Origin of the sequence: Pedobacter nutrimenti, from assembly GCF_032678445.1 — a bacterium.
Classification (GTDB): domain Bacteria; phylum Bacteroidota; class Bacteroidia; order Sphingobacteriales; family Sphingobacteriaceae; genus Pedobacter; species Pedobacter nutrimenti_A.
Window position 1 is genome coordinate 1 of record NZ_JAVTSQ010000028.1, and the last position, 10,847, is coordinate 10,847.

Below are 10,847 nucleotides of genomic sequence, written 5' to 3' on the forward strand. Positions count from 1 at the left end.
GTTATAAACCACCAACAAAACCAATGAAAGGAATTAATACTGTCCAGTAGACAGAAGAACTAAGGTACATGCTTCTACAGGCTCAATCCCCTGCTTCGTCAGCAAGTCCTCCAACTCCTGATTCTCTGTACCAGGATTAAAAACTACCCGCTTTGGATTGGTATCCAGGATATACTGATAATACTCTTTCTGTACATCCTTACCTATATAAAGCGTTACAGTATCAATATCATGATAAGGAATTGACGGTTTTTCAATCTGTATCCCCGCAAGCTCCCCTTTCTTAATCCCGATATTAACGATATCATGCCCCTTCGCTTTAAGCATATGCGCCGCTTCATACGCATATCTTTCCGGATTGGGCGTTGCCCCTATTATTAAAGTCTTCTTCATTACAAACAATATAAGTACACTTGATACATCAACATTCATTCAGAAAAGAATGTTTCATCAAAGAAATTTCAAGACAGCATTTGCACAATTTACGCCATCAATTGCAGCAGACACAATACCACCAGCATAACCGGCACCCTCAGCACAAGGAAATAAACCCGCTACCTGGGGATGCTGCAAAGTCTCCTTATCCCTTGGAATCCGCACAGGCGAAGAACTCCTGCTTTCCACACCAACCAATATAGCCTCATTCGTATAATAGCCTTTGATCTTCCGTCCGAAATGAGGCAAAGCCCCTCTTAGGCTCTCCGCAACAAAAGCAGGCAGCGTATCATCCAGCATAGCACTCCTGGTTCCCGGGAGATAAGAATTCTTCGGAAGATCCAAAGAAACCCTCTTTTCCACAAAATCAACCATTCTTTGGCCCGGAGCCACCAGATTTCCACCACCAAGCACAAAAGCCTTCTTTTCAATTTCAGCCTGAAAATGCATCATCCTTAAAGGATCATCACCAGGCACATCATCAAGAGTGATCTGCACCACAGTGCCGGAATTTGCAAAAGGATTGTTTCTTTTGGAAGGAGACCAGCCATTCACCACGATTTCATTCTCGTAAGTAGCACAAGGCGCGATAATACCCCCCGGACACATACAAAAAGAAAATACCCCCCTACTGCCAACCTGTTCTACAAGACTATAATAGGCTGGAGGTAAAAATTCACTCCGGATATCACAATGATATTGTGCCGCATCAATAATAGCCTGAGGATGCTCAATGCGGACACCCAGGGCAAAAGGCTTTGCCTCAACCAGGATATGTTTATCGTTTAACAACTCATACACATCCCTTGCAGAATGCCCGGTGGCCAAAATCACAGCATCCGCAGCTATACTTTCTTCTCCGTTTACCACGACACCTTTCACCTTTCCAAATTCCACCAGGAGATCTGTCATTTTTTGATCGAAACGAACCTCACCACCAGCATTTAAGATGGTTTCACGGATAGCGGTAATAATATGAGGCAATTTATTGGTGCCAATATGCGGCCTGGCATCTACCAGAATATCCTCCGTAGCCCCATGCTGCACAAAGGTTTCCAGCACTTTATTGATATCACCACGCTTATTGGAACGGGTATACAACTTACCATCCGAATAAGTTCCGGCCCCTCCTTCTCCATAACAATAATTAGATTCTGTGTTTACAAGCCCTTCCTTATTGATCGCAGCAAGATCTCTTCTTCTTTGTTTAACATCTTTTCCACGTTCAAGAACAATAGGTTTCAGCCCATTCTCTATGCACTGCAATGCAGCAAATAATCCAGCCGGCCCGGCACCTACAATAAGGACAGCCTTCTTATCCCTGACATTTTGATAGTTAAAATGATAAATATCTGTCAAAAACGGTTCATCTATGTAAACACGAACCATTAACCGATAGACCACCTGACGGGAGCGGGCATCTATAGAACGTTTTAGAATTTTATAGCCTTTAATTCTTGCTGAATCAATCCTTAAGGCAGCTGAAAGATTTTTCTTTAGGACTTCCTCCTGCCCTATTTCTTCGGGCAAAAGCTTTATTTCTATTTCTTTTTGCATAAAACTTGTCAGGTTTTTATCCTGAATTTCAACAAAGGTACAGAAATTGCATTCTATTGTGTAAATTAACCAATGTAAAACACATAGAAAAAAACGAAGAACCGGAACTGAAAAACTGGCAAATCACCAAGAAAGAAGATGATATTTCATCACAAAAAAAACAACAAATGAGCCGCAAAGCGCTTAAAAGCTTTGATAATAATAATCCAAAAATTTATACATTATGAAAAAAATCGTATTAATAGCTGTAGGTGTCCTGGTTATTCTTTTGGCCTTTGCAGGCTGTAATGGTTACAACAGCATGGTCAAAATGGACGTAGATGTTCAGGCAAAATGGAACCAAGTAGAAACACAATACCAGCGTCGTGCAGATTTGATCCCGAACCTGGTCAATACCGTTAAAGGAGCCGCCAAATTTGAACAATCTACCTTAACAGCCGTTACAGAGGCCAGAGCAAAAGCTACGCAGATCACTGTAGACCCAACTAAATTAACCCCGGAAAATATTGAAAAATATCAAGCCGCACAAGGCCAGGTGAGCCAGGCACTGGGCCGTTTATTAATGGTTACAGAAAACTACCCTGAATTAAAAGCAACAGAACAATTCAGAGATGTTTCGGCAGAACTGGCAGGAACTGAAAACAGAATCGCCGTGGCCCGCAAAGATTTCAACGAATCTATTCAGGTGTACAACACCAAAGTCAGAAGTTTCCCTAACAACATCTTCGCCGGACTTTTTGGTTTTGGCCAGAAAGCAGGATTTAAAGCAGATGCCGGTGCGCAGAATGCTCCAAAAGTAGAATTCTAATTATATCACTATAACTTTTAAGGGTAATGAGCGTTCCAGAATACAGACCTCATTACCCTTATCTTTATAAAAATTCCTTATGGCACTTTTTAATGAACAAGAACAGGAACTGATTTCTACCGCTATTTCAGAAGCAGAAAAACTGACTTCTGGAGAAATCAGAATAGCAATTGATAAACATTGTAAAGGTGAAGCATTTGATATCGCCACAGCTTATTTTAAAAAACTGGGCATGGATAAAACCGCCCATCACAATGGGGTTTTAATCTATCTCGCCCATGAAGATCACAAGTTTGCCGTTATTGGAGACAGTGGCATCCACAAGGTTGTTCCGGAGGATTTTTGGGAAACCACTCAAATCGCAATGAAAGCACATTTTGCCGGAGGCAATATCACCCAGGGCCTTATTGCAGGAATCAGCCTGATTGGCGAACAGCTGGCCCTGTTTTTCCCATATCAAAGCGGTGACATTAATGAGTTGCCCAACGATATCATTTTTATGGATCAAATAAAACAAAATACATGATAAAACCATCATGTGCAGTAGCACGTGATGGCTTCATCATCTCTAAAAACAAATCATATACAGATGAAAAAATCGATCCTGGTTCTTGTACTGGTTATTTTCAGCACCATTGGTTTTGCACAGGAATTCCCGGCCAAACCCAATAAACTGGTTAACGATTTTACGGGCACCTTAACCGCGTCACAAACCCAGCAACTCGAAGATAAACTGGTTGCTTTTGACGATTCTACTTCTATTCAGATTGCCATTGCTATAGTAAAATCAGTTGGCGACTATGACATCAATGATTATGCCCTTCAACTTGGAAGAAAGTGGGGCGTAGGCAGCAAGAAAAACACCGGAATTATGCTTTTGGTTGCCCTTGGAGATCGAAAAATCTCGCTTCAAACAGGCTATGGAATAGAAGGGGCGTTGCCAGATATGTACACCAAACAAATCATTGAGAACGATATTAAACCTTATTTTAAAAATGGCGATTATTATGGCGGCCTGGAATCCGGAACCAATGCCATTATCCGCTATACCAAAGGGGAATATAAAAATGACAATCCTAAAAAAGGCAATAATAACAATGGATCTGCCCTGCCTATCTTAATCATCATCATCATTATCATCATTGTAATCATCCGCAGAGGCGGCGGACGCGGAGGCAGTCAGGTTATTGGCAGCCGGGGCGTTGCCGATGCCTTATTCTGGAGTATGCTCTTTGGAGGTGGAAGAGGTTCCGGAGGCAGTGGCGGTTTCGGCGGTGGCAGCAGCAGCGGTGGCGGTGGCGGATTTGGAGGTTTTGGAGGCGGAAGCTTTGGCGGAGGTGGAAGCAGCGGAAGCTGGTAAAAGAAAAATATGCTAAGAAGAGATTTATTAACAGCGGAGATCAAAAAACTGGCCGAGGCGCTGGCCCGCATCCTTCATTTAAAAACAGAAGGGAAAACAGAAGAAGCAGATCAGAAATTACAGGATCTGCTTCAAAATGAATATAACCTGAGCGACGACGATCTGCAGGTGATGGATGAAACTGATTTTTCGGCCTTTTTAAAGACATCTGCATTTCCCGCAGAGAAACTGGACGTACTGAGTCAAATACTTTATTCCATTTTTGATCCGGCCCTTTCAAACCAAAAAAACAAGTCCCTGGCTATAAAGCTTGGGCAAATTTATCAATTGTTAATCACAGAACACCGCACCATCAACATGATCAATCTGGACAGAGAAGATGTGGTGAAGAAATATTTAAGCACGAATTCCTAGATGGAGATTTTAAAATGGCAAAGGCTCTCTTCCAGATACCTGGTAAAAGAGAAATGGGCAACCCTAAGAGTAGATACCTGTAAACTTCAGAATGGGACAATAAAAGATGATTATTTTGTTTTAGAATACCCCGATTGGGTAAATGCCGTCGCCTTAACTAAAGACAACAAAATCATTCTCGTTAGACAATACAGGCATGGCGCAGATATTATTTCTCTCGAAATCCCTGGCGGTGTGATCGATGGCGACGAACTTCCGGAAACTGCGGTTAAAAGAGAATTACTGGAAGAAACCGGCTATACCTTTGAAACCTGTGAGCAAATCGCAACGTTATACCCAAATCCTGCTACGGCAAACAACAGAACTTTTACGTACTTCTTAACGGGTGGTGTAAAAACACATCCACAGCATCTCGATGAACATGAGATCTTAAATGTAGAAGAATACAGCATAGAAGAAGTCAAACAATTCCTAAAGGAGAATAAGATTGAACAAGCACTGCATACCGCAGCCCTTTTCTATGGACTACTCCGACTGGAGCAACAGACATAATACTCTAATTCATCAAAAAGCCCCTGCAAGTTATTCTTAAAGGGGCTTTTTATTAAACGATGAGCCTTAGCTCATTTTCAGTTTTTTCTGGATATCATGTACATATCCCTTAAATTTCTTATCCGTGTCGATCAGGTCTTCTACCGTTTGACAAGCATAGATTACCGTAGAGTGGTCACGACCACCAAAGAAAGCCCCAATGGTCTTTAATGAGGATTTGGTATGACTTTTAGACAAGTACATAGAAATCTGGCGTGCCTGAACAATTTCACGTTTACGGGTCTGGGATTTCACCATATCTACCGGAACCTCAAAATACTCGCAAACCAGTTTTTGAATGTATTCCATAGAAATCTCCTTGGAGGTATTCTTGATGAAATTCTTCAGCATCTGTTTGGCCAGGGCCAGGTCAATATCTTTCTTGTTTAGCGTAGACTGGGCAAGCAATGAAACCATTGCGCCTTCCAGCTCACGTACGTTATTATCAATATTGTTGGCTACATATTCGACCACTTCCGCAGGAAGCTCTATCCCATCGGCATACATCTTCTTTTTCAGAATCGCGATACGCGTCTCCAGATCAGGAACCTGTAAATCTGCAGAAAGCCCCCATTTAAATCTACTCAACAGGCGTTCTTCCAGCCCAGCCAAATCTTTTGGCGCTTTATCAGAGGTTAAAATAACCTGCTTTCCAGACTGATGCAAATGATTAAAGATATGGAAGAAAATATCCTGTGTTTTTTCTTTACCAGAAAAGTTATGGACATCATCCATGATGATCACATCCATTGCCTGATAGAAATTCACAAAATCATTAATGGTATTGTTCTTCAGGGAATCTACAAACTGCTGGCAGAATTTCTCACAGGAAACATAGATCACCAGTTTATCCGGCATGTTTCTTTTGATTTCGTTCCCGATGGCTTGTGCAAGGTGTGTTTTGCCTAAGCCCACACCGCCATAGATCATCAGCGGATTAAATGAGGTACCACCTGGCTTGGCTGCAACAGCATATCCTGCTGACCTGGCCAAACGATTGCAATCCCCTTCAATATAGTTCTCAAAGCTGTAATTTGAATTGAGCTGTGGGTCTACATTGAGTTTTTTTAATCCCGGTATAATAAATGGGTTCTTAATGTCTTTATTGATAGAAACTGGAATAGGCATAGATTGCATCTTTGCTTCTGCTCCGTTTCCATTGGATGGCATATTGGTGGTATAAGGAGATCCGCTGTTGGAAGATTTATCCACAACAATATTATACTCCAGTCTACCCTCTTCTCCTAGTTGTTTTTTCACTGTTTTTCGTAATAGTCCAACATAATGTTCTTCAAGCCACTCATAGAAAAATAAACTTGGCACCTGTATCGTCAAAACTTTACCCTCCAGTTTAAGAGCGGATATAGGTTCAAACCAAGTTTTAAAACTCTGGGTTGGAATATTATCCTTAATAATTTGGAGACAGTTTTTCCATACTTCCGTACAAGTTATTTCCATAGGTTTTCTATAATTTGTTGGTTTACAGTAACGGGAAAGGCGTTATGAATCGGCCGCTCCGAGACATCGAATATTGAAAAAATTATCAACAAAAAAAACTTAAATTTCATTTATTTGGTAAGAGCTTAAACATCAGTATCATACTGCACTTAACCTGAATTTTTTATGTGGATAACTATTTATTAACATCCTTTTTAATATTCTCCAAAAACACTACGTAGCGTATCAGCGATTTCTCCAAGCGTAGCATAGGCTTCTACCGAATCCAGGATATATGGCATCAGATTTTCACTTCCTTCTGCCGCTTTTTTCAAGTTATTCAATGCTGTTTCTACAACAAAATTGTCTCTTTCCTGTTTTAGTTTTTTTAACTTTTCTGTCTGGATCAATCGGATAGATTCATCAATGTTCATAACATCGGTAATTCCTTCTTGTTGCTGGGTAAATTTATTCACTCCGACAATCACTCTGCTGCCCTCTTCAACCTCCACCTGATACTGATAAGAGGCCCCTGCAATCTCATCCTGAATATAACCATTCTCTATAGCCTGAACCGAGCCACCCATCGCGTCAATTTTATCGATATAAAGCTGCGCAGCCGCTTCAATCTCGTCGGTGAGGTTTTCCACAAAATAAGAGCCGGCTAAAGGATCAACGGTATCTGTTACTCCGCTTTCAAAAGCGATGATCTGCTGGGTACGTAAGGCAATTTTTGCCGCGGCTTCTGTAGGCAAAGACAAGGCTTCATCATAGCCATTGGTATGGAGGGATTGTGTACCTCCAAGTACAGCAGCCATCGCCTGATTAGAGACCCGGATCACATTATTCAGAGGCTGTTGTGCAGTTAACGTAGATCCCCCGGTTTGTGTATGAAAACGAAGCATTTGTGCCTTCTCATCAGTTGCTCCAAGTTCCTTTGTGATGTGTGCCCACATCCTGCGGGCAGCCCTGAATTTTGCAATCTCTTCGAAAAAATTATTATGGCAATTGAAGAAGAAAGACAATCTCTTGGCAAATACATTAATGTCCAGTCCTTTCTCTAAAGCCGCATTCAGATAAGCCTTACCATTGGCCAGTGTAAAAGCCAGCTCCTGCACCGCAGTAGATCCTGCTTCTCGGATATGGTAGCCGGATATAGAAATCGTATTCCATTTGGGCACCTCTTTGCTACAGTATTCAAAAATATCGGTGATGATCCGCATAGAAGGCTTAGGCGGATAAATGTAAGTCCCCCGGGCAGCATATTCTTTAAGAATATCATTCTGGATCGTCCCGGAAATCTGCTTGATATCTGCCCCTTGTTTTTTTGCCAGGGCGATATACATGGCCAGTAAAATGGAGGCTGTAGCATTAATGGTCATCGAGGTGGTGATCTTTTTCAGCTCAATACCATCAAAGAGGATTTCCATATCTTTTAGAGAATCAATCGCCACCCCCACTTTTCCAACTTCACCCTCTGCCATTTCATGATCAGAATCATATCCGATCTGGGTAGGCAGATCAAAGGCTACGGATAATCCCATAGTACCCTGATTGAGCAGATAATGGTATCTTTTATTCGATTCTTCGGCCGTAGAAAACCCAGCATACTGGCGCATGGTCCATAAACGCCCGCGGTACATGTCTTTTTGTATGCCCCTGGTAAAAGGAAATATGCCCGGACGCTCATCAGAGGGGCGGGCTACAGTATACAGTTCTTTAATTTCCAGACCTGAGGTCGTCGTAAATTTCTTGTCGTCCATATTTAAAATAATAGATGTATTTCTTTGGTGATCAGTTCCTGGCTAAGGTCATAAGGATTATGTTCCATCCCCCCGAGATGTTGCAGGACTATTTTACACAATTCCGCAGCCAGGGCTTCGTCTGGCAAATTTTGCCGGGCATGATTGATCATGATTAAAGTATCTTCTTTTAATTTTCTGACCGCCTGCCAGGTTGCTGTTCCGATATACAATTGCTGGGTCACATTATGCTGATATTCAGTACGTACTTCCTCCAGGATCAAAGCATGAAGCACGGCGGCAGGCATCCCTTGCTGATGCAGTCTTAGAAACAAGCTGGCCGGATTGATCCGGTCTACGAAAAGGATCAACCGTTCATGGGCCTGAAGACGTAGAGTGAGTAATTCTTTCCGGGCAGTACCTTCGCTTTCTGACGACTTCAGTTTCAGGTATTGATGGATATCCTGCTTTAGCAGATAATAACCCGCAGAAACGGTTACAACACCGGCTATACTCAAACCAAAGGTGGCAGCTGCAAAATCTTGTATGTTCATTGAAATTGTTTGAATACCGTAATAATTAGTGTTTTACAAGGGCAAAAATGTACATTTTATTTATATTTACCCCACAAATCGTTTTTTTTCGCCGGCAGCCAACAACTGCTGCCCGTATGGAAAAACAAATATTTTTTATTTTATTATTCTTAATTTCAAATCATATGAGTACGACAGTTGACACCGCATTTGCACCGGTAACCTTTACAGAAGGTGCTGTAAAAGAACTTTTAAAATTAAAGGACCAGCAGGAAATTTCCGAGGACTTCGGTTTAAGGGTTGGCGTTGAAGGCGGAGGCTGTTCAGGAATGAGCTATATTTTAGGCTTTGACCAGAAAAAAGACGGCGACCAGGAATTCATTATAGACGGCATTAAGGTATTTATGCACAAAGCACACCAGATGTACCTGATGGGTATGCAGGTAGACTGGCAGGACGGACTGAATTCAAGAGGTTTTACTTTCAGCAACCCCAATGCGAACAGCACATGCGGGTGCGGAACAAGCTTCTCCGTTTAAATCAGATTTAAACCGCAACCATTGTAACATTTCAGGAGGTCCCGTTGTCTTAACAGCGGGACTTTTTATTTTTACCCCTCAAGAATTTTAAATCTGGAAAATGACCTATACTGAAAACGTTCGACTGGCCCTTCAATCTATTCAAAGCAACCGGTTAAGAACCATGCTTACCGCATTGATCATCGCCATTGGACTTTCCGCATTGGTTGGGATTTTAACCACCCTCGACGCCGTAAAGAAAAGTATGACAGAGGCCTTTTCCAGTATGGGCGCTAACGCCTTCACCATCCGCAACCGGGGTACCGGAATACGTGTTGGCGGTCCGGGACAGCGGCCAAAAGCCTTTAAATCCATCCGGTTTGAAGACGCTGTTGCTTTTAAAGAACGCCTCCAAACACCAGCCACAGTCTCTATCAGCATTCGTGCCAGCGGCGGATCAACCGTTAAATATGGAGGAGAGAAAACCAATCCCAATATTGCCATACAGGGCGTGGATGAATATGGTTTAATTGCCCAGGGTCTGGACCTTTCCGAAGGCCGTAACTTTAGTGCAACGGAGGCACAACTGGGGGCTGATGTGTGTATCGTGGGAAGTGAGATTATCAAAACGCTTTTTAAAAAGGAAACTCCAATAGATAAAATCATCAGCGTTGGAAACAACCGGCTGAGAATTGTTGGTATCCTGGCCTCTAAAGGCTCAAGTATTGGCTTCAGTGGTGACCGGGCAGTTTATGTACCTTTACTCAAAGCCAAACTGATCAATTCATTTGCAGATCCTTCTTATACCATTACCGTGATGGTACCAGGCAATGAAATGATGGACAATGTGATCGGCGAAGCCACCTCCGAATTCAGGAACATCCGAAAGCTGAAGGTGGGTCAAACAAATAATTTTGAAATTACCAAAAGCGATGCTATTGCTCAAACTCTTTTTGAGAATTTGAAATATATCGCCATTGGCGGCATAGCCATTGGAGTCATCACCCTGATCGGTGCCTCTATTGGCCTGATGAACATCATGCTGGTTTCAGTAACTGAACGAACCCGGGAAATTGGCGTTCGTAAAGCTATTGGTGCAAATCCTTCGGTGATCAGGAAGCAATTCCTTATTGAAGCCGTAGTGATCTGCCTGATGGGGGGCGCACTGGGCATATTACTTGGTATCCTGCTCGGCAATAGTATTTCCTTAATGATGCACGGGGCCTTTATCATCCCATGGGATTTTATACTGGGCGGTTTTGCTTTATGCGTCGTTGTTGGAATTTTATCCGGTTATTATCCAGCTAAGAAGGCTTCAAAACTCGATCCTGTAGAAGCCCTTCGATACGAATAAAAAAAGCCTGACCGGAAAAATTTCCGGTCAGGCTTTTTTTCAATAGGCTTAGGACTTACCTGCCTGCATATTGTGTATTGTAATAGGCCTGATAATTT

At 42.3% G+C, this 10,847-nt stretch carries 12 protein-coding genes; 7 read left to right on the forward strand and 5 right to left on the reverse strand.

Translation table 11 applies throughout. From position 1 onward, the window contains the following. Positions 1-33 precede the first annotated feature (33 nt). Together R2S08_RS28565 and R2S08_RS28570 are read right to left on the reverse strand one after the other, a co-directional pair. A complete protein-coding gene (locus R2S08_RS28565) occupies positions 34-393 on the reverse strand; it encodes a CoA-binding protein (RefSeq protein WP_316838313.1) in 360 nt (119 codons plus the stop codon). 57 nt (positions 394-450) lie between these two features. Then, positions 451-1,992, reverse strand: coding sequence for an NAD(P)/FAD-dependent oxidoreductase (locus R2S08_RS28570; RefSeq protein ID WP_316838315.1), 1,542 nt, complete (start codon positions 1,990-1,992; stop codon positions 451-453). A 223-nt stretch (positions 1,993-2,215) separates the two neighbouring features. Between R2S08_RS28570 and R2S08_RS28575 the strand changes: the two genes are divergently transcribed. The 5 genes from R2S08_RS28575 to R2S08_RS28595 all read left to right on the forward strand — a co-directional run bounded on the left by R2S08_RS28575 (position 2,216) and on the right by R2S08_RS28595 (position 5,126). Then, on the forward strand, positions 2,216-2,800 hold the full coding sequence (locus tag R2S08_RS28575; RefSeq protein WP_199077976.1) for a LemA family protein: 585 nt from the start codon (positions 2,216-2,218) through the stop codon (positions 2,798-2,800). A 79-nt stretch (positions 2,801-2,879) separates the two neighbouring features. After that, a complete protein-coding gene (locus R2S08_RS28580) occupies positions 2,880-3,326 on the forward strand; it encodes a TPM domain-containing protein (RefSeq protein ID WP_316838317.1) in 447 nt (148 codons plus the stop codon). Positions 3,327-3,389: 63 nt separating this feature from the next. Next, entirely contained in the window at positions 3,390-4,160 is a 771-nt protein-coding gene (locus R2S08_RS28585; protein WP_316838318.1) for a TPM domain-containing protein, read from the forward strand. A 9-nt stretch (positions 4,161-4,169) separates the two neighbouring features. Next, on the forward strand, positions 4,170-4,574 hold the full coding sequence (locus R2S08_RS28590) for a hypothetical protein (RefSeq protein ID WP_316838319.1): 405 nt from the start codon (positions 4,170-4,172) through the stop codon (positions 4,572-4,574). Then, entirely contained in the window at positions 4,575-5,126 is a 552-nt protein-coding gene (locus R2S08_RS28595) for an NUDIX hydrolase (protein ID WP_316838320.1), read from the forward strand. A 66-nt stretch (positions 5,127-5,192) separates the two neighbouring features. Here R2S08_RS28595 and dnaA read toward each other — a convergent pair whose 3' ends face one another. The 3 genes from dnaA to R2S08_RS28610 form a co-directional block, all read right to left on the reverse strand. Then, positions 5,193-6,623 carry a chromosomal replication initiator protein DnaA gene (gene dnaA, locus R2S08_RS28600; RefSeq protein WP_108552972.1) on the reverse strand — a complete coding sequence of 477 codons (1,431 nt, stop codon included), beginning with the start codon at positions 6,621-6,623 and terminating at the stop codon, positions 5,193-5,195. 194 nt (positions 6,624-6,817) lie between these two features. Then, complete coding sequence (locus R2S08_RS28605) at positions 6,818-8,365, reverse strand: methylmalonyl-CoA mutase (RefSeq protein WP_316838321.1); 1,548 nt, start codon at positions 8,363-8,365, stop codon at positions 6,818-6,820. 2 nt (positions 8,366-8,367) lie between these two features. Continuing rightward, positions 8,368-8,898 carry a hypothetical protein gene (locus R2S08_RS28610; protein WP_316838322.1) on the reverse strand — a complete coding sequence of 177 codons (531 nt, stop codon included), beginning with the start codon at positions 8,896-8,898 and terminating at the stop codon, positions 8,368-8,370. A gap of 164 nt (positions 8,899-9,062) precedes the next feature. Here R2S08_RS28610 and R2S08_RS28615 point away from each other — a divergent pair, with 164 nt between their 5' ends. Both R2S08_RS28615 and R2S08_RS28620 read left to right on the forward strand, forming a co-directional pair. Further along, positions 9,063-9,416, forward strand: a complete 354-nt coding sequence (locus R2S08_RS28615) for an iron-sulfur cluster assembly accessory protein (RefSeq protein WP_316838324.1) — start codon at positions 9,063-9,065, stop codon at positions 9,414-9,416. Between the two features lie 100 nt (positions 9,417-9,516). Continuing rightward, complete coding sequence (locus R2S08_RS28620; protein ID WP_316838325.1) at positions 9,517-10,749, forward strand: ABC transporter permease; 1,233 nt, start codon at positions 9,517-9,519, stop codon at positions 10,747-10,749. The last annotated feature ends 98 nt before the right edge of the window (positions 10,750-10,847 follow it).